The organism is Marinobacter sp. CH_CUG1437-1, from assembly GCF_037029655.1.
Lineage (GTDB): Bacteria > Pseudomonadota > Gammaproteobacteria > Pseudomonadales > Oleiphilaceae > Marinobacter > Marinobacter salsuginis.
Genome location: NZ_JAYMEW010000001.1, coordinates 682,935 through 703,116, shown reverse-complemented (window position 1 = coordinate 703,116; position 20,182 = coordinate 682,935). Strand labels below are relative to the sequence as shown.

Annotated in this window: 15 protein-coding genes; 4 read left to right on the top strand and 11 right to left on the bottom strand. The window is 60.5% G+C overall.

All coding sequences use genetic code 11. From position 1 onward, the window contains the following. A complete protein-coding gene (locus WA411_RS03185) occupies positions 1 to 891 on the top strand; it encodes a prenyltransferase (protein WP_291904742.1) in 891 nt (296 codons plus the stop codon). On the opposite strand, the gene WA411_RS03180 is transcribed toward WA411_RS03185, so the two are convergent. Next, entirely contained in the window at positions 881 to 2,524 is a 1,644-nt protein-coding gene (locus tag WA411_RS03180) for a methyl-accepting chemotaxis protein (protein WP_291904744.1), read from the bottom strand. The genes WA411_RS03185 and WA411_RS03180 overlap by 11 nt on opposite strands. Positions 2,525 to 2,745: 221 nt before the next feature. On the opposite strand from WA411_RS03180, the gene WA411_RS03175 reads away from it, so the two are divergent. Both WA411_RS03175 and tsaA read left to right on the top strand, forming a co-directional pair. Continuing rightward, positions 2,746 to 5,253 carry an acyl-CoA dehydrogenase gene (locus WA411_RS03175; RefSeq protein WP_291904746.1) on the top strand — a complete coding sequence of 836 codons (2,508 nt, stop codon included), beginning with the start codon at positions 2,746 to 2,748 and terminating at the stop codon, positions 5,251 to 5,253. A gap of 15 nt (positions 5,254 to 5,268) precedes the next feature. Further along, positions 5,269 to 5,751 carry a tRNA (N6-threonylcarbamoyladenosine(37)-N6)-methyltransferase TrmO gene (gene tsaA, locus WA411_RS03170; RefSeq protein WP_291904747.1) on the top strand — a complete coding sequence of 161 codons (483 nt, stop codon included), beginning with the start codon at positions 5,269 to 5,271 and terminating at the stop codon, positions 5,749 to 5,751. Here the strand turns inward: tsaA and WA411_RS03165 are convergent. Continuing rightward, positions 5,745 to 6,704, bottom strand: a complete 960-nt coding sequence (locus WA411_RS03165; protein WP_291904749.1) for a LysR family transcriptional regulator — start codon at positions 6,702 to 6,704, stop codon at positions 5,745 to 5,747. The genes tsaA and WA411_RS03165 overlap by 7 nt on opposite strands. A gap of 228 nt (positions 6,705 to 6,932) precedes the next feature. On the opposite strand from WA411_RS03165, the gene WA411_RS03160 reads away from it, so the two are divergent. Continuing rightward, entirely contained in the window at positions 6,933 to 7,883 is a 951-nt protein-coding gene (locus tag WA411_RS03160; RefSeq protein ID WP_291904751.1) for a DMT family transporter, read from the top strand. On the opposite strand, the gene WA411_RS03155 is transcribed toward WA411_RS03160, so the two are convergent. The 9 genes from WA411_RS03155 to WA411_RS03115 form a co-directional block, all read right to left on the bottom strand. Further along, positions 7,840 to 8,292, bottom strand: a complete 453-nt coding sequence (locus WA411_RS03155; RefSeq protein WP_209399451.1) for a hypothetical protein — start codon at positions 8,290 to 8,292, stop codon at positions 7,840 to 7,842. The two genes, WA411_RS03160 and WA411_RS03155, sit on opposite strands and share 44 nt — an antisense overlap. 151 nt (positions 8,293 to 8,443) lie before the next feature. Continuing rightward, positions 8,444 to 9,028: a gamma-glutamylcyclotransferase gene (locus WA411_RS03150; protein ID WP_291904753.1), complete on the bottom strand. Its 585-nt coding sequence runs from the start codon at positions 9,026 to 9,028 to the stop codon at positions 8,444 to 8,446. Between the two features lie 36 nt (positions 9,029 to 9,064). Next, positions 9,065 to 9,688: a MarC family protein gene (locus WA411_RS03145; RefSeq protein ID WP_222465671.1), complete on the bottom strand. Its 624-nt coding sequence runs from the start codon at positions 9,686 to 9,688 to the stop codon at positions 9,065 to 9,067. Positions 9,689 to 9,803: 115 nt separating this feature from the next. Then, positions 9,804 to 10,757 carry a transglutaminase family protein gene (locus tag WA411_RS03140; RefSeq protein WP_291904757.1) on the bottom strand — a complete coding sequence of 318 codons (954 nt, stop codon included), beginning with the start codon at positions 10,755 to 10,757 and terminating at the stop codon, positions 9,804 to 9,806. Positions 10,758 to 10,767: 10 nt separating this feature from the next. Then, complete coding sequence (locus WA411_RS03135) at positions 10,768 to 13,194, bottom strand: circularly permuted type 2 ATP-grasp protein (protein WP_370385326.1); 2,427 nt, start codon at positions 13,192 to 13,194, stop codon at positions 10,768 to 10,770. A 167-nt stretch (positions 13,195 to 13,361) separates the two neighbouring features. Beyond that, the gene (locus WA411_RS03130) at positions 13,362 to 16,664 is read right to left on the bottom strand and encodes a transglutaminase family protein (protein ID WP_291904760.1); all 3,303 of its coding nucleotides are present in this window, start codon (positions 16,662 to 16,664) and stop codon (positions 13,362 to 13,364) included. Positions 16,665 to 16,699: 35 nt separating this feature from the next. Then, a complete protein-coding gene (locus WA411_RS03125) occupies positions 16,700 to 17,638 on the bottom strand; it encodes an alpha-E domain-containing protein (RefSeq protein WP_069182332.1) in 939 nt (312 codons plus the stop codon). A gap of 1 nt (position 17,639) precedes the next feature. Beyond that, positions 17,640 to 19,100: a circularly permuted type 2 ATP-grasp protein gene (locus WA411_RS03120; RefSeq protein WP_069182333.1), complete on the bottom strand. Its 1,461-nt coding sequence runs from the start codon at positions 19,098 to 19,100 to the stop codon at positions 17,640 to 17,642. Between the two features lie 14 nt (positions 19,101 to 19,114). Further along, positions 19,115 to 20,173 (bottom strand): zinc-binding metallopeptidase family protein, encoded by a 1,059-nt coding sequence (locus tag WA411_RS03115; RefSeq protein WP_069182334.1) that lies wholly within the window; start codon positions 20,171 to 20,173, stop codon positions 19,115 to 19,117. Positions 20,174 to 20,182: the final 9 nt, after the last annotated feature.

Genomic DNA, 20,182 nt, shown 5'->3' with positions numbered 1-20,182 from the left:
ATGTCTGAAACCGTTGCGGTGGTGCGCGCCTCCCGACCCAATTTTCTGGTACTCGCACCCCTGTGCGCCGGCCTTGGCGTGGCGGTAGCCTGGCACCAGGGCGAACCACCCACCCTGATCAATACTCTCCTGGTTCTGATTGGCGCCCTGCTGGCTCATGCCGCCGTCAATCTGCTCAACGAATACGAGGACTTTACCTCCGGGCTGGATCTGATGACCCGCCGCACCCCGTTCTCCGGCGGCAGTGGGGCCTTGCCGGAAGTGCCCTCGGCCGCCAGACAGGTTTTGCTGGCCGGGTTTGGCACCCTGGGACTGGTGATAGCCATTGGCCTCTACTTCCTCTGGCTCCGGGGCCTGCCCATGCTGGTGCTAGGCGCCGCCGGCGTGGCACTGGTGCTCACGTACACCCGCTGGATTACCCGTTCTCCGCTGATTTGCCTGCTGGCTCCGGGGCTGGGCTTCGGCCCGGTCATGATTCTCGGCAGCCTGATCGCCCTGGGGGCACGGTTGGATGCAACTGCCGTGACTGTGTCTGCCATCGGCCTTTTGCTGGTCAGCGAATTGCTGTTGATCAATCAGATTCCGGACGCCGACGCCGACCGGAAAGTCGGCCGTCGGCATCTGGTTATTACCCTGGGGCAGCCAGCCGCGGCCCGCCTGGTAGCGCTCCTGTTACTGAGCAGCTACGGCCTTCTCGAGGCTGCAATCTGGATCGGCTGGTTGCCGGTATGGGCCACTCTTGCCCTTGCGCCTCTGCCGGCAGCGCTCTGGGTAAGTGTCAAACTGCCAGGTGCGCTCGCCAACCCGGTACAGCTGAATACCCTCCTGGGAATCAACGTCGCGGTGCTGCTCGCAACCCTGGCGCTGTTGATCTGCGGGCTCAGCCTTTAAACCGGAACACACTGACCCGGGAACGCAGTTGCCCGGCCAGCACCGCCAGATCCCGGCTGGCCCCGGCCACCTGCTCAGAGCCGGCTGAAGTTTCCACCGTGGCATCGTGAATGCGGCTGATATTGCGGTTAACCTCTTCCGCCACGGAACTCTGCTCTTCCGACGCACTGGCAATCTGAGCGTTCATGTCGTTGATGGCGCCGACCTCGCTGCGGATTCTGGCCAGGGCAGCCTCCGCCTCACTGGTCTTGTCTACCGTGGTGCGCGCCAGTTCCCGGCTGCTTTCCATAACCTCGGTCGCCTCGCCGGCACCGGCCTGGAGGTTTCCAACCATTTCCTGAATTTCCCGGGTGGAATCCTGGGTCCGGGATGCCAGGGAACGGACTTCGTCGGCCACAACGGCGAAGCCCCGGCCATGTGTACCGGCCCGGGCCGCCTCGATTGCAGCATTCAGGGCCAGCAGGTTGGTCTGTTCGGCGATGGCGTTGATCACCTCGATGATCTTCTCGATGTTCGCGCTGTCCTCCGACACCCGCTGTACGGTCCGGGTTGCCTGCTCCAGGGTCTCGGCCAGCTCTCCGATGGAAGCAGCCGTTTCCTGCACCACGCGATTGCCACTTTCTACTTCGGTATCGGCTTTCTGGGTGGCGGTTGCAGCGCTGGCGGCGAATCCGGCCACTTCGTTCACCGTGGCCGCCATCTGGTTCACGGCCGTGGCCATCTGTTCCGCTTCGCTGGCCTGCAGACGGATCTGCTGGCTGTTGTTGTCCGAGGTGTTTTCAAGTTCAGACGAAGAACTGGATAGCTCTTCGGCCGCCGACCGGACTTCCCGGATAATGCCGCCCAGTCGCTCAACTGTATCCTGCAACGCGCCCATCACGCTGTCGGGATATCGGGTTTGAATATCCTGGTCCAGCTCCCCGTCAGCCAGTTGGCGAATGGCCCGTGCAACATCCTCCGGCTCACCGCCAAGAATCTTCTTCAGTCGGCGGATGATCACCAGGGCTACCAGAGCACCGAGAACCACCGCAAGACCGGTCACTGACAGGTTCAAGGCATTGAATGTACTGGCGGCCTCCCGTACTTCATCGACGCCGGTGGTGACCACGTCTTCCTGGTAATCGATAAAGGCGTTCACCCGCTTCAGCCACTCAGAGTAGGCGCCGGACACATCGCTGAGCAGAAACGACCGGGCCCGGTCGATGTTGCCGGCCAGTCTGAGATCTAGGAGTTCGTCGGTCAGGGTCAGGGCCCTGAGCTCTATCTCTTTGATCGCGGCCAGAAGTTCCTTTTCCCGGCTGGTTGCGCCTTCTTCCCGGAACATGGCATCCATCGGGCCCGCGGAATCCCGGTAAAACGCTTTCAGCCGCTCGATGTCGGCTAGGTGCCGTTGCAGATCCCGGTCGTTCTCCACCAGCACCGCATCGCGGATGGCGATGGCCCGATCGTGGACACTGCCGCGAAAATTGATCGCGTATCGCTGTTTTACGGCAGCGCCATCGCCCACGTCGGTGAGGGTCCGGTCGATAAAACCGACCCGCTGGTTGCCAATCAAACTGACCGCAATGACCAGGGACAGAATCAGACCAAAGCCAAGGGCGAGGCGTTTCGCAACGGTGAGCTGGCCAAACATGTTTACACTCCGGACACTTTTTATTGAATGAGGCTATGTGTTCTCTAAAAGTTGCAGTCTGGATCAATCAATAACCTCTTCAGCCCGGTTTTTTGACAAGACTTTTCATTACCGCAATCAATCTTTACATACCGCCCCGGAACCCCTTGCAACCGCATGGACTTTGACCGATGGTTAAAGTTGATTCTGAGCGATTGCATTCACGATACGGAGGTCTCCCCATGAGTGTTCTTCTCCTGCTGGTCAGCGCCCTGGTGCTGATCTATCTGGGTATAGGGGGCAGCACAGCCGCTGCCGTCATGTCCATTGCCACCGTTGTGGGCCTGTTCCAGGATGAATGGCACCTGATCAGCATTCTGTGCGGCGGCGTTCTGCTGGCCCTGGCGCTGATACTGGTGATTCCCGGCGATTTGCGCCTCGACAAGCTCAGCCGCCCCCTGCTGGGCTGGGTGCGCAGCCGGCTGCCGAAACTCTCGGATACCGAAGCCGAGGCCCTGAAATCCGGCTCGGTGGATTGGGACGGCGAACTCTTCTCAGGCAAGCCCAGGTGGAACAAGCTGCTAGACGCCAAGCCCGCGCATCTGACCAGCGAAGAGCAGGCCTTTCTGGATGGCCCGGTAGAAAAGCTCTGCGCCATGCTCGACGACTGGAAAATCACTCACGAGCAATACGACTTGCCAGACAAGGTCTGGAAGTTCATCCGTGAGAACGGTTTTTTCGGTCTGGTGATCCCAAAAGAAGACGGCGGCCTGGGTTTCTCGAACACCGCCCATTCCGAAATCGTGATGAAGATTTCCACCCGGAGCGTGTCGGCCGCGGTCACCGTAATGGTGCCCAACTCCCTTGGCCCGGGCGAGTTGCTGATGCATTACGGCACTGATGCGCAGAAACAGCACTACTTGCCCAGACTGGCCAGCGGCGACGAGATTCCCTGTTTCGCACTGACTTCGCCAGTGGCCGGCTCCGACGCCGGCGCCATTCCAGACAAAGGCATCGTCTGCAAGGGTAAATGGAACGGCGAGGAAGTGCTGGGCCTGAAAGTCACCTGGAATAAGCGCTACATCACCCTGGCCCCGGTGGCGACACTGATCGGCCTGGCCATCAAGGTCTATGATCCGGACAAGCTGCTGGGCGATTCCGATGAAATCGGTGTGACCTGTGTACTGGTGCCGAAGGACACAGACGGTGTCAACGCCGGTGCCCGCCACCTGCCCATGAACACCGTATTCATGAATGGTCCCACCTGGGGCAACGACGTGTTCATTCCCATGGAACAGGTCATCGGCGGCCAGGATATGCTCGGCAAGGGCTGGACCATGCTGCTGGAGTGTCTGTCTATCGGCCGCTCCATCTCCCTGCCCGCCCTCGGCACCGGTGCCGGCAAGGTGGCCAGCCTGGCCACCGGCTCCTACGCCTACACCCGGGAGCAGTTCGGCCGGACTATCAGCCAGTTTGAAGGCGTGCAGGAAGCCCTGGAGCCCATCGCAGGCTACACCTACATGATGGACGCTGCCCGGCTGCTGACGTCCGGCATGCTGGACCGTGGCGTGCGGCCCTCGGTACCGTCCGCCGTGCTGAAATACCGCAATACCGACCTGATGCGGGAAGTCATCAACCACGCCATGGACGTGGTGGCGGGCCGCGGCGTTATCACAGGGCCTCGCAATTTCCTGGCCCGGGCTTACCAGGCGGTGCCCATCGGTATCACCGTGGAAGGCGCCAATATCCTTACCCGAAGCCTGATGATCTTTGGCCAGGGGTCCATCCGCTGCCATCCATTCATTGTTGAAGAAATTGAAGCCGCGGGTATGGAAGATGAGGACAAGGCGGCCAAAAAATTCGACGGTATCTTCTATCGTCACCTGGCCCACACCACCCGCAATGCCCTGCGAGCATTACTGCTGGGGCTGACCCGGGGCTGGATTGAATCGGTGCCACGGCAGGGCGATATCAAGCCCTGTTACCGGCAACTGGCCCGGTTCTCTGCGGCTTTCGCCCTGATGACCGACGTTACCCTGTTGACCGTTGGTGGCGGCCTCAAGGCCCGCCAGCGGCTCTCCGGTCGGATGGCCGACTGCCTGGTACAGCTTTACTACGCCACCGCCGTCATCAAGCAGTGGCATGAGGAAGGCTACCCGGACGACCAGCGGCCGCTGGTGGAATGGTGCCTGAAGACCTGCCTGAGAGACCTCCAGGACTCCATGCGCGAGGCCATCATCAACTTCCCGGTACCGGCCCTGCGCTGGCCCTTGCGCCTGCTGGTGTTCCCGCTGGGCGCCACCGGCCTGAACGGTCCGGATGACAAGCTCGGCGCAAAGGTCGCGGAATCCATCGTCAAGGACACCCCGGTACGCCAGCGCATCAGTCGCGGCGCCTTCACCACCATGGAGCCGGACGATCCGCTCGGCCGCGTACTGAACGCCTACAAGCTGGCCAACGAAACGGCGGACATGCGTCACCGGCTCCACGATGCCATGCGCAACCGCGATGAGGACGAACTGGGCGGCATTGACCTGTTGATGGGCCATCAGCGCAAGGAGCTGGTGGACTGGGCCTGCGCCCAGGGCGTGGTCAAGGCAGACGAATGCGACAAACTGCTGGAAGCACTGGAGGCACTCTACGATGTGATCCGCGTGGATGCGTTCGATGCCGATGGCCTGAAAGCGCTTTCACGCTGCGCCAAGGGCAAGCGCAAGGTCGTCGAACGTCCGCCACGGGAAGAGAAATAAGGTGCAGATCAGCCCATGACCGACCCCGGAGATCTGCGACCCAACGAGGAGGCCGTGGAACTTGAACCGGCCTCCGATGCCTCGCTTCGCTTCATCGGCACCATCCGCACGCCCTGGCGCGACCGGAAAGACTGCCCGCGCCAGGGCAACATCGATGGTCCGGAATGCCAGCTGGTTCTGGACCCGGTCTGGCACCAGGCCCTGGTGGGCCTTGAAAACTATGACACCATCGAAGTGCTCTACTGGCTTGACCAGAGCCGCCGGGATCTGATCCGGCAAAGCCCTAGAAGCGATGGCCAGACGCTTGGCACCTTTGCCCTGCGATCGCCGGTTCGGCCCAACCCGATCGGCACCTCCATGGTCAAACTGGTTCGCGTCGAAAAAGGAACGCTGGTTGTGCGCGGCCTGGACTGTCTGGACGGAACGCCACTACTGGATATCAAACCGGACCGGTGCGCCTTCACCCCGAAGGCGCCGGATAAACCGGGTGTTTACTGAGATACCTCTTCCGGACGCAAACCTGAACTGATCGCCTCTGCGACCAGCCACCGGCGAAGGAGCTGAATCCCTCGTTCAAGGCGCCGGCTGGTTTTCCATGCAAAATAGAAAATATCGCCCGTCATGACGGAGTGGCAGGGCAAGCGCACGAAGTCGCTGGAATCCTTGCGGGTACTGAGCATGTAATCGTTGGTCAATGCGATTCCCTGGTGGAAGCGCGCGGCTTCCAGCGACAGCAGCATATGGCTTGAATGCAGCAAACGGCTCGATCGGGGCAGTTCCAGGCCCGCCTCGCGGTACCAGGCTTCCCAGTCCCCGCCCTGCCGGTCATAGATACTGTAGGTCGATAACAACGGAAACTCCGCCACCATTTCCGGCGTCAACGAGACCGATGACGGGTCGCCAGCCACTTCCTCCAAGTCCAGTTCCCGACGAATCTTCTGCCAATAGTCCTGACTGCACACCGGGAACAGACGCTCCTCGTAAAGCAGTTCATAGCTGAACGCCGGCGACGTGGGTTTAACGGTAACAAAGCAATCCGCCACCCGATCCGACAACACCGGATTCTGACTGCTCATTTCCAGCGACAGATCCAGCTGCGGATGCAACCGCTTCAGATCCGGCAACCTGGGCACCAACCACCGAACAGCAAACGAGCTGAACACCGACAGCCGCAGCAAGGACTCCTCATGGCCCAGCAACTGCTCACTGGCCCGCTCAATCTGCAGCAGCGCCGAGCTGACTGCATCCAGATACTGCCGCCCCTCATCGGTCAACGACAGCGTTCGCCCACTGCGCCAGAACAACTGCTCCCCCAGATAGGTTTCCAGCTGTTTGATCTGGTGACTGACCGCACTCTGGCTCACCGCCAGCTCTTCTGCTGCAAGGGAAAAGCTGTTTAGACGGGCAACAGCTTCGAATACGGGCAGGGCTTTCAGGGGTGGTAGCTTCATTATCTAATTTTCTAATCGGTCGTGAATAATGATCATTTTATCGGATATTAAAGCCCAAATAGAATGCCTGAGCCAGTTAGGGGAGCCCGGGCAGCAAATGGCTTCCGAAAATGCTCGGAGCCATGGAAGGCGAGGAGCAAGCGTACATGGACGTACTCGCAGCGGTTTTCGGAAGCCATTTGCTGACCGGGCTCGTGCACCCAGAGTCGTAGAATTGAGGAGAAAAACATGTCAGGAAAAACCGTAAACAGCGCCATCCTTCTGCTGGTGATCGGCAACGCCATGGCATTGATCTCTGACGTATTCATCAAACTGCTTGAACCCGGCGCCCCGGTGTTCCAGTTTGCTTTCCTGCGCTGCCTGATCACCCTGGCCTTCCTTTTACCGCTGGCCAAACAACTGGACCGGAAAAACCTGTTCGCCGGCCTGAAAATCCACACCTTCCGGGCTCACGTTCACCTGGCTGGAATTCTGTGCATGGTGATCGCCCTGGGCAACCTGCCCCTGGCGACTGCCAACGCCGTGTTCTATGCAGCGCCGATCCTGGTCATGGTGCTCTCGGTGTTCCTGTTCCGGGAAAAGCTGACTCCACTGAGCGTCACCGCTGTGTTCAGCGGCTTTGCCGGCATCGTGCTTATCCTTCGGCCGGTGGAATTCAACTGGGCGGCCGTGGCGGCACTCGCCTCAGCCTTTGCCCTGGCCATCAACGCCGTACTGGTGAGGAAACTGCCGAAACAGCAGAGCACCGTCCACAAACTGTTCCTGAACTACCTGCTGATTCTGCCAGCGGCTAGTGCCCTGGCCTGGTGGGAAGGTGCCGAATGGGATTCGGGCATCCTGATCGGCGCCATGGGCTCGGCGCTGTTCATTCTGGGCTACAACATTACCGTGCTGCTGGCCTACCGGCAGGTGGATGCCAACCAGGTTACCAGCGCCGAGTACACTGGTCTGATCTGGGCCGTGGGGATTGGCTGGATCTGGTTCGGGGAAGTGCCCGACCTGTGGTTCCTGGCGGGCAGCCTGATGATTGTTGTGCCCTTGCTGCTGATCGGGTTGCAGCACCGGCGCAGGGAACCGCCCAGGGGATTCAATCCGGCCCCTGAGCAACAGGAACCCAGGGGCCGGGAGGCGTCATTCAGTGCCGGGAAGATTCGATTAGCACATGAGTGTCGTGAATGATCCGACCGATCCTGGCCTCCGGTGGCAATCCGTCACCGTAGCCCAGCTTGATGCGGTAATGGCCCGAATGGTGGCGATGCCAGTCACGCCGGCGGTCATAGCGGTCACGATAGACATCGCGCTTGTGTTTCTTGCCCCAGTGGCGCTTGTCAGCATGATATCTGTGGCGATCGTGGTACTTTCGGTCCCACTTATGCTGCTTGTGGTGCCGGGGCTTGTGATGATGCCGATCATAACGGTCGTCGCGGTAATGGGCCTGCAGGAACTTTTTCTGTTGGCCCGGCGGCAGGGCATTGCCCCGCTCATGGTGCTTTTGCCAGCCGTGACCACGGCGGTCATCGTCGGCCATCACCGGAGCAGATCCCATCAGGAAGGCCGTTATCAGGCTTCCGATCAACAATCGTTTCATGATGATTCTCCCGTTCTGTTCAGAGACGGATCCTGCATCCGGACCCAGTGCCGGATGCCTCTGAACCCAGATTATCGAACCGGGAGAGAATGTCAGTGCCCCGGGGCGGGCTTTGCAGGATCTTTACGAAATGCCCGGTCTGCTTGACGTTCTAGTGGCCCTTCGTGTCGTTTTCGAAGGCAGACTTCAGGTGGGATTCAAGGGCAAACGTGTGGGGACAATCGGCACCGAGGGCGCGGAGCGATTCAGCCAGCCGTAACAGATACTCGGCATTGGGACCACTGGGCCCCGAGGCAGAGGCGATTTGCTTGGCAATGTCGGCGTCCGGCGCATGGCCGAGGAAGGCTTCGTTGTCTTCGGTGGCAATGTAAACCAGACCCTCGGCATGGCTGCCATCGTCGAAGGTGAGCCTGGTACTCAGGCGCAGATAGCCGTTCTTCTCCCGGACATCCAGATGTTCGAACACATTGGGCGACACCCGGAATGCCATACCCTTGCAGACGGCCTCCGGTTTTTCTATCAGGGTTACCACCCTGCCAGGCGCCTCGGGGGTTCCCCGGTGATCGTGGGACCCCTGCCAGAACCGCCGCTCCCAGCCCCGAATCGACGCCGGACGCTGTTCCAGGAAGGGAAAATCGACCTTGTAGATCAGAGAACCATAACCAAACAGCCAGACCGACTCGACACCGGCAAAATCGTGCCTTTTGCGATTGTGTTCAATGGTATTGGCAGACATCAGACACCCTGCAGCAACAACGGAACGCCGATTACTTTAGGTGGAGGCAATAAAACCGGCAATACCCGTCAGGACAATTTCAGCCGCCATGGCCGAGAGGATCAGACCGCTGATCTTGGACATGATGTTCAGGCCGGTCTTGCCCAGCACTTTCTCAAGATAGCCTGACAGGTGCAGCAGAACCGCCAGGATCAGCAGGCTGGAGACCAGCCCCAGCAGCCCGCCAACCACCTCGGAGACCCGGTTGAGTTCCGCACCGTATACCATGATTGCACCAATGGTGGCCGGGCCAATCATCACCGGAATGGCCAGGGGCACGACGGCAATATCGTCCCGATCCTCATCAGGCAATCCTGTGGCGTGATTCCGGGTACCACTGGTCACCAAGCTGATGGCGGTCAGAAACAGCAGGCTGCCAGCACCGATCCGGAACGAATTAAGAGTAATGCCAATGGCGCTGAACAGCAGCGGACCTGCAAAGAACAGGATCACGCCGAGAATAAACGCCGACACACAGGCACGGCGAATGATCGATGTCTTCTCGGTTGCCGGCAAACCCCGGGTCAGTGCCAGAAACATGGTCACCACGAAAAATGGCGCCAGCAGGAACAGAAAGCGAATGGTGCTGCTGATGTAGGTGGAGAAAAACGTCTCAATCATTCCATGTCGTCCGGGTGCCATCGAAAGCCAGCAAGCATAGCTTGCTACGCGGCACTCTGCCGTAAGGAAGTGAACGTATGGATAAGCTTAACCACAGCCGGACGGGTGAATTCGGTTAAGTCGACAGTTCTTCCAGATAGGTTTCGCCGTCGCCGTACAGTGAGGCGAACTCTTCCTCGGGCACCACGGTCACGGCAATCTCCGGTTCATGTTCACCGCCGCCCAGCAGCACGCCCCGCATCGGTGTGATATCGGAAAAGTCACGGCCCCAGCCGAGGGTGATGTGTTCCAGATCCGGCCTCAGGGCATTGGTGGGATCCAGCTCCAGCCAGCCAAAATCCGGTACGAACACAGCCACCCAGGCATGGGTGGCATCGGCCCCGACCAGTCGCTCCTTGCCCTCGGGCGGATGGGTGAGGATATAACCACTCATGTAGCGGGCAGCCAGGCCGACCGATCGCAGGCAGGCAATCATGATGTGGGAGAAATCCTGGCAAACGCCTCGACGGGCCTTGAAGGCCTGTTCCACCGGGGTAAAGGTTTCCGTTGCCGAGGCATCGAACTTGAAGTCCCGATGGATCATCCGCATCAGGGCATCTGCCGCCTCCACCAGGGGCCGGCCCGGAAGAAAGGCCTCTCGTGCGTAGGCGGCATACTGGGAATCAATGGGCACGTTGGTGGAGACAAATCGGAACGCCGTGGCCTGAAGATGGTCCGGCGGGAACTTCCTGTCTGCACGGTACCGCAGGCTATCGCGCACGGCCTCCCAGGGCACCTTGGCAGCCGCAGCCGAGGGCTTCGGCCGGTCGCGCAATTCCACCCAGAACTCGCTGACGATCTCCAGGTACTCGTGGTCACCGGTGAAATGAATCTTGGTGATCCGGTTGCCGAAGCAGTCGAGAAACGAGCGCCGTGCCGACGGCTCCGGCGAGATCGCCAAGTGGTGCTCAAGGTTTCTCTGCCACGGAAGCGCCCGTGGCGTCAGCCTCAGCAAATGATGGGACTCCCCCACCACCTGGTCGTACTGGTACAGGGTCTCATGACGCACATGGTAACGGACAAATGTCATGACAGCCCCCTCAATCCGGTTTCACAGGCCGGTCCGAATACCGGGTGTGAATGAAACACTGCCGCTGGATTTCATCCGATACACGATAGGCCTCCGACCGGATGTCGTACAACAACTCCGCCAGAACCTCGCAGGCTTTGTCCGGTCGTTTGCGCTCAAATGGGTGCAGATCAAGTGCCTGGAGACGCTGAAGTGATTCGTTCAGGTCCGGGGGGAAGAGTTGGCCGGTTTTCCGGCTCATCTCCGGCAGATCCTTCTGTAGCTGCCGCAGCTGGAACATCACCGAATGGGGGTTGCTCGCGTCGATCACCAGGGTATGAATGACGCCCAGCAACTCCGGTGTCCTACGGTATCGGGTCCGATAGGTCACTTCCGAGTTGGCCACTTCCAGCAGCCACTCCAGCATCGCCTGACGGCTGAATCTGTCGCTCAACAACGGCACGCAGATCAGGGTACAGAGATTGGCAAGGCGCTCCAGGCGCCGACCGATCACCAGGAAAACCCAGCTGGCATCCCGTGTGATGTCATCCATGGCGAAGCCGGCCAGGGAGATACAGTCCAGCAACACCAGATTCAACGCCCGGATGGACTGGTCCGGGGTGGTTGGCGCCGGTCTCAGGGGCTTACCCACCCGATTAAGCGTGTGCCAATTGTCGGAGGACAGCCGATCCCGAACCTGGCTGGCATTGAACAGCAGCGCCTGGAGAATGGCCGCGATCGAACCAGGGGATGTCACGTCGCTCACCGCCCTGAGCAAGACGTCTGGAAGCGGCTCGGGTACCGCGTCTTCTTCAGGTTCCGGTAGAGTGCCGAACTGCTCGGCCGCCTGCTGGAGCCCGAGCAGGGCTTCCTCGCTGGCCTGGTCGTGCCCCGACAGGCGGTTGAAAGCCGCCCGCAACAACCGGGCGGTACCTTCCGCCCGCTCCGAGTGCCGGCCCATCCAGAACAGGTTTTCGCCCACCCGCGAGGGCGTGTCCCGCTCTCCGTCCAGCAGGTCGGAAACCTGCAGACGTTTCTTGATCAGCGATTTGGAGGGTGCCGTATAGCGAGCCTGCACCCAGGTATCCTTTGAAAGTCCACCCCGCTGCATGGAGATGACTTCCACACCCTCATCCATAGCCACCCGGGTCAGCCCACCGGGCATGACCCGCCAGCCCGAAGGCGTGGCTGCCGCGAACAACCGCAAGCCGATAGACCGGGTTTCCAGTGGCTGGTTCGGGTCTCCCTTCCAGACCGGTGCCTGCGACAGGTGCACCAGTTCCTGCCCGACAAACGCATGGGGATGGGCGTGCATCTTCTTGATCAGCGCCTCCCGCTCGGCACCTTTCACCTGATAGCCGAATACCGGTTCCATGCGCATGCTCGCGAACGCTGGCTTGATCACCAGTTCGTCCAGGTGCTCGATCACATAGTCCAGGGCCGGTTTCTCACCACACCACCAGGACGCCACCGATGGCATGACAAGAGACGAGCCCAGCAATTTCTTCGAGATCTCGGGCAGGAAGCCGAACAACGCGGCACTCTCGAGAACGCCTGATCCCAGGGCATTTGCCATCAGCACCTTGCCTGCCCGCACCGCACCCAGCAGCCCGGGAATACCCAGCACCGAATCGGCGCGAAGCTCCAGCGGATCACAGAAACCGTCGTCCAGCCGGCGATAGATGGCATGCACCCGGCGCAGGCCCTGGAGGGTTTTCAGGTAGACGGTGTCATCACGCACGGTCAGATCCTGGCCTTCAACCAGGGGGAACCCCAGATAACGGGCCAGGAACACGTGTTCGAAATAGGTTTCGTTGAACCGCCCGGGGGTCAGAAGCACGCAAAGCGGCGATTCGGTTCCGGCTGGCGACATACCCGCCAGGCTGTTCTGAAAGCCCTGGAAAAACTCAGAAAGGTTGGTCACCGGCAAGTTGTGGAACGGCGCCGGGAACGCCCGGGAAATCACCAGCCGGTTCTGAAGCGCGTAACCAGCCCCGGAAGGCGCCTGGGTTCTGTCCGCCATCACCCACCAGCCGCCGTCCGGCGCGCGCGCCAGATCCACGGCGTACAGGTGCAGGAAACGGCCACCCGCAGGCTGGATGCCCTGGCAAGGCCACTGGAAGCCCGCCTGTCCATAGACCAGGGCCGGTGGCATAAGCCCTTCTTTTAAAAGCGACTGTTCGCCATAAAGATCGGCCAGAACGCTGTCCAGCAGCTCCGCCCGCTGGGCGACGGCTTTCGAAAGCCACTGCCACTCATGAGAACCCAGCACCAGCGGAAGCAGGTCCACTTCCCACGGGCGGGTATCGCCACGAGGGTCTTCGTAGACGTTGTAAGTTACGCCGTCCTCGGCGATGGCGTTGGATACCGCCTGGGCCCTGAGGTTGAGACCGGCCACTGACTCCAGGTTCAGCTGCTGCAATAACGGCCGCCAATGGGATGGCGGCACGGAGCCCATGGAGCCAAGCTCATCGAACCGATGCGGCACCGGGTGGTACTGGCGGAGGATGTCAGTTACTGCGCGCTGCTTCGCCACCGTGAATTCAGGCTCCGTTGGTCAGTGAGCTGGAAGCATAGCCGCTTTACAGTCCCCTGAGCCAGTATCAAACGGTAAGTTCCCACATGTTATTTGTGATACCGCAAATCCAGGGTGAACGGGAACTCTCGGTGCTCCGGCACCGGCCGCAGGGGTTGCTGGCCTGAGCTGTGGCCCATCCGGAAGAAACGGGCCATACGGCGGCCTTCAGCTTCGAACGAATTCACCGGCAGCGTCTCGAAATTCCGGCCACCGGGATGGGTCACGTGATACTCACACCCGCCCAGGCTGCGTTCATTCCAGGTATCCACGATATCAAACACCAGCGGCCCATCCACCCCGATGGTAGGGTGCATGCACTGCGACGGCTGCCACGCCCGGTAACGGACACCAGCAACCGATTCACCCACCATGCCGGTAGGCTGAAGTGGCAGCGGCACCTGATTGCAGGTGATCTGGTAGCGATCCGGCGCGGCGCCGCGCACCTTCACCTGCAAACGCTCCAGTGAGGAATCCACGTAACGGGCAGTACCGCCAATTGCGCCGTGCTCACCGGTGACATGCCATGGCTCCAGGGCCGAACGCAGCTCAAGGGTGATGCCCTTGACCTTGTAATCGCCGATCCGGGGGAACCGGAACTCGAAATGGGGCGCGAACCACTCACTCTCGAGCGGGTAACCACGGGCCTTCATATCGTCGATCACATCTTCGAAGTCCTGCCAGACATAGTGGGGCAGCAGGAAACGGTCGTGCAGTTGGGTGCCCCAACGCACCAGCTCTGGCGGCTTGTAGGGTTGCTCCCAGAAGCGTGCCACCAGCGCGCGCAACAGCAGCTGCTGGGTCAGGCTCATGCGGGCATGGGGCGGCATCTCGAAGGCACGCAGCTCCAGCAAACCGTGACGCCCGCCCGGACCGTCCGGGGAATAGAGCTTGTCGATACAGAACTCGGCTCGATGGGTGTTGCCCGTGACATCCGTGAGCAGATCCCGGAGCAAGCGGTCCACCACCCAGGGCGCGACTTTTTTGCCCACCGGGCAGAGCCGCTCCATCTCCTTGAAGGCCAGCTCCATTTCGAAGACATGGTCGTTACGGGCCTCGTCAATCCTGGGGGCCTGGGAGCTGGGGCCGATGAACAGGCCGGAAAACAGGTAGGACAGACTGGGATGGTTATGCCAGTAGCTGATCAGGCTGCGCAACAGATCCGGGCGCCGCAGGAACGGAGAATCCTCGGCCTTTTGCGAACCCAACACAAAATGGTTGCCGCCACCGGTGCCGGTATGACGGCCGTCCATCATGAACTTCTCGGACGTGAGCCGGCATTCGTAGGCGTCTGCATAGAGCGTCTCGGTCTGTTCAACCAGCTCATCCCAGGTCTTGACCGGCTGTACATTCACTTCGATCACCCCCGGATCCGGCGTAATCCGGAAATGACTCAACCGTGGGTCGGAGGGTGGCTCATAGCCTTCCAGCAAGACCGGCTGTTTGAGCTCTGCAGCGGTTTTCTCGATGGCCGAGACCAGCGCAAGATAAGGCTCAAGCTCCGCCAGCGGCGGCATGAAGACGCGAAGGATGCCATCCCGGGGCTCCACACAAAGGGCTGTACGGACAATCTCGGGTGCCGACTTGCCTTTGACAGGTGGCTCCAGCTCCGAAGACGGCTGGCCAGCCTGGCTGTGGCTGTTCCACTGACGGATCTGTTCGCTGACAGGCAAGGGCCCGCGAGGGGCAAACGGGTCCTGTTCGTGGATCCAGGGGTAATCCGCTTCTTCCACCCAGGGCTGACTGTCCAGGGGCAGCCGGTGGCCCATGGGGGAGCCGCCCGGAATCAGGTAGCAACGCTCACTGCGCAGGAACCAGGGTCCGGTCTCCCAGGCCTTCTCCTTTTCGGAAACACGCAGTGGCAGCACGTAGCCGACGGGCTCATCCAGACCCCGGCTGAAAATCTGCTGAAGCTGCTTCCGCTCAAGGGCATTCTCAAGCTTGGCATCAAAGGGATCGACGTTGACCGGCAGCCGTCGTTCCCGCCAAAGGTAATAAAAGGCATCCTCGAACCCCGGGAACAGGTGCTTTTCATCAACACCCAGTTCCGTCGCCAGGGCCGACAAAAACCGGTGAGCCTCCTCAGGGCCTGCCTTGCCTTCCGTGCGTTCGTCCGCCAGCCAACGCTCGTCATGCCAGATCGTCTCGCCATCCTTGCGCCAGAAACAGTTCAGTGACCACCGGGGCAGCGGCTCTCCCGGGTACCATTTGCCCTGGCCGAAATGCACCAGCCCACCGGCACCATAGCGGTCCCGCATCCGGTGATAGAGCTCAATGGCCTTCTTGCGCTTTGTGGGGCCCATGGCCTCGGTGTTCCACTCGGGCTCATCACGGTCGTGATTGGCCACGAAAGTGGGTTCACCGCCCTGAGTCAGACGCACATCGAGCTCGGTCAGGCGCTGGTCCACCTCATGCCCCAGATCCACGACGCGTTGCCACTGCTCCTCGGTGTAGGGTTTGGTCACCCGCGGCGCTTCCCAGATGCGCTGGACGCCCATCTGATGCTCGAATTCGACCTCGCAGTCCTCCACCATGCCGGATATGGGCGCGGCCGAAGACGGATCCGGGCTGCAGGCCAGCGGAATGTGACCTTCCCCGGCAAACAGGCCAGACGTGGGATCCAGTCCCACCCAACCGGCGCCGGGCAGGAAGACCTCGCACCAGGCGTGCAGGTCAGTGAAGTCTTCCTCCGCGCCCGAGGGGCCATCCAGTGCTTTCAGGTCCGCCTTGAGCTGAATCAGGTAACCGGAGACGAACCGCGCTGCCAGCCCAAGGTGCCGAAGCGTCTGGACCAGCAGCCAGGTGGAGTCCCGACAGGATCCGGAGCCTTTTTTCAGGGTCTCTTCCGGCGTCTGCACGCCCGGCTCCATCCGGATCAGATAATCAATCCGGTTGGCTAGCCGCTGGTTTACGCCCACCAGGAAATCGACGCTGGGCGTTTCCTTGCGGTCTATGGTGGCCATCCATTTCCGAAATTCCGGTGTTTCCGGCAATTTCTGCAAGTAAGGCGCCAGCTCCGCCGTCTGCCATTCCTCATACTCGAAGGGAATGGTCTCCGCCCGGGGTTCCAGGAAGAAATCGAACGGGTTGATCACCGCCATCTCGGCAACCAGGTCCACCGTGATCTTCAGCTCGTCCGTCTTTTCCGGAAACACCAGCCGGGCCAGATAATTGGCCTGCGGGTCCTGCTGCCAGTTCAGAAAGTAACCTTCCGGCTCAACCTTCAGTGAGTAACTGAGAATTCGGGTTCGCGCATGTGGACAGGGGCGCAAACGAACGATCTGCGGCCCCAGGGTGATGGGCCGCTCGTAGCGATAGTGAGTGGTGTGGCTCAGGGCAACGTGAATCGACATGGAACCTATCTCGCAGGCGAATAGTGTTGGGAGTTTCAGGCTGTCTCGTAGACAGGAAACCAGGTCTCTGCAATGTCGTCGTGAAGCTCACCGATCTCCAACTGCAGGTTCTCCAGAAACAGGATCACGTCCTCCTTGCGGATCAACGCATCCACGTCGCCTTCACGGGTGTGACGGACCGCCTGCAGCGCCGTGCGCAGCGGAATCTCGTTCCTCGGCAGGCGGCCCAGGGCACCGGCGACCTCACTGAGACTATGCAGCACAGACCTCGGGAACGGCTCGTTCTGAAGCAGGAAGCGAATAACCAGGGGCCCGCTGACCTTGCGCCGCACGTTGTGGCGGTACATCTGGAAGGCACTCTGGTAGCGCAGAACGCTGGTCCACAATAGCCCGCCGTAGGTTTCCGTGCCGTCCCAGCCATCGAGGAACTGCAGGGCGCCCACTTCAATCTGACGGGTGGCCATGTCTGCCCGCTCAAGGTTGCGACCCACCCGGATGAAGTCGTAGCCCTCGTCATGACTCATACAACCGGCCAGCAAACCATTGAGCATCTGGCAGCGACCGACGATCTCGTTCAGGAATTCGTACCGCGCCCGTTTCCCCACCCCCTGGTCGATGTGCTCCTGGATGTAACGGTAAAGTTCATTGATGACTTCCCAGGCGTCGGTCGGCACCTGGTCCCGGGTGGTGCGCACATTCTCCCGGGCGGCCTTGATGCAGGAGGCGATGGAACTCGGGTTGTAACTGTCGGCCATCAGAAACTTCACACAGTTGCGCTCATCGGCCTTCTGGTGGTGCTGGTCAAACAACGCGCCCATGCCCGTCACCGCCACCAGCCCCTTCCAGGACAGCTGGGTCTCCTTGGGCATATCCAGCGCCAGGGAATTGAAAGCCATGATCATCCGGGCGTTGTTCTCGGCCCGTTCAAGGTATCTGGCCATCCAGTACAGTCTTTCCGCTACACGTGACAGCACATCAGTTCTCCTCGTCCACGATCCAGGTATCCTTGCTTCCACCGCCCTGGGAGGAATTCACCACCAGGGAGCCCTTGCGCATCGCTACCCGCGTCAGCCCGCCGGCCGTTACATAGGTTCGCACGCCCTGCAGCACAAAAGGCCGCAAATCCAGATGCCGTGGCGCCAACCCCTCGTCGCACAGGGTGGGCGCCACCGACAGGCTCAGCGTAGGCTGCGCGATGTAATTGCGCGGGTTCTTCTTGATCAGGCGGGCGAACTCGGTGCGTTGCTTCTTGGTGGAATGCGGCCCCACCAGCATGCCGTAGCCCCCGGATTCGTTCGCCGGCTTCACCACCAGCTCGTCGAGGTGCTCAAGCACATACTCCTGATCCTGCTTGTTTACGCACATATAGGTGGGCACGTTCGGGATGATCGGCTCCTCATCGAGGTAGTAGCGGATCATGTCCGGCACGAAGGCGTAGATCACCTTGTCATCGGCCACGCCGGCACCGGGCGCATTGGCAAGACCAACCTTGCCGTTGCGCCAGGCCCGCATAAGCCCTGGTACACCAAGAGTGGAATCCGCCCGGAACACCTCGGGGTCCAGGAAGTCGTCATCAATTCGGCGATAGATCACATCGACACGCTCCAGTCCCTCGACCGTGCGCATGTAGACACAATCGTCCTCACCCACCACCAGGTCAGCTCCCTCCACCAGTTCGGCGCCCATGCGCTGGGCCAGGAAGGAATGCTCGAAATAGGCGGAGTTGAAAATACCCGGCGTGAGCACCGCAATCTTCGGGTGATCCTGGGGCCGGGGCGAGATTGACGCCAGCATGTCGAACAGCTGATTGGTGTAGTCATCCACCGGCAGGATGCTGGTGTTGTCGAACAGCTCCGGGAACACCCGCTTGGTGAGCTGACGGTTCTCCAGCATGTAGGAAACGCCCGAGGGAACCCGCAGGTTGTCCTCCAGGACATACACTTTGCCGTCCTTGTCCCGTACCAGGTCCGATCCGCAGATGTGGGCCCAGACCCCCAGGGGTGGCGTAAAGCCCCGGCACTGCTCGCGGAAGTTCTTGGAGTTGGCGAACACGTACTTGGGGATCACCTTGTCCTTGACGATGTTCTGATCGTTGTAGATGTCATTGATGAACATGTTGAGGGCGGTCAGGCGCTGGGCAAGTCCCTGCTCAATGGTCTCCCACTCGCGGAGCGAGATCACCCGGGGAATGATGTCGAACGGCCAGGCCCGGTCGATATTCTCGCCCTCACTGTAGATGGTGAAGCTGATCCCCATCTCCAGTATCGCCAGCTCGGCCGCTTGCTGGCGTGCCTGGATTTCCTCTGAACCGAGATTGCCCAGGTAGTCGGTAATCGCCGTGGCCGCGCGTCGGGGCTTCCCCTTTGCAGCGATCAGCTCATCGTAGAAGTCATTTGGATCGTAATTTTTCCAGTCTATAGATTTGTTCTTTTTCATTTGGGGTCCTTTCGTTAACCACCGCGTGCTATTCGGTGCACCAGACGGAGCTTTTCGACCACCGGAGCTGCCAGCACGAAGGGGTAGGCGTCCTCGTGCCCCATGCTCCGGTTCAGGCTGTTGAGTGCGAGCGTGAGGGGAAACCAGTGCTTGATCAGCGCATCGAAGTCGTCTGCCTGATAAGGATCAAAGGCAGGATCAAGTTCACTGCGCGTCGGGCTCTGTTCGGCATGCAGTCGCAGGCCGAACTGCCAGGCCGTTTCCAATGTGTCCACCATATGCAGGTAGTGTGCCCAGGTCTCGGCCCAGTCTTCCCAGGCATGGCTGCTGGCGTAGGCGCTGATGTACCAGCTCTGCCAGTCACCCGGCGGGCCGTACTGGTAATGCTGGTCCATCGCCTGTTTATAGTCTCTGGTGTCATCGCCAAACATCTCCCGGACCGGTCCGAGCCATGGCCCGGACCGGACCAGAAGATCCCAGTAGTAATGGCCGGATTCGTGGCGGAAATGCCCCAAAACGGTGCGATAGGGTTCAGCCATCTGGCTGCGCATCCGTTCCCGTTCCACCGGGTCCGCCTCGGCAATGTTCACAGTGATCACGCCATTGGCATGGCCGGTTTTTACCTTCGACCGCTCGTCAAACATCGCCGGCTGGTCGGCCAGAAAATCGAATGCCATGCCGTACTGATCTTCGTTCCTGGGTTCGCAGGGCAGCTTGAGACGCAACACGGAATACACCAGGCGCCGTTTTTCCTTCTCAAGACGGCGCCAGAGATCCTGATTTTTGGGGACACTGAGATCGGGAATAGTGCGATTGAGGCGACAGGCAACGCAGAAAGCGTGAGGGTCGGTTTGAGGGATCAGCCAGTTGCAGGTGCCCTGGCTCTGGTAGTTGCCACAGAGCCGGTAAAGATCGCCCCGGGCGACTGCCGCCCAGGTGCCATCATCTTTTGGCTCGATAGCCAGCAAGTCCATGACATCGGGTGCAAAGCCGAGGCCAGACCCGCAACTGGTACAACGACAGTTTTCAAAATACAGCAGGTTGGCGCATCGGCCGCAGTGAAACAGCTTCATCGGGGGACA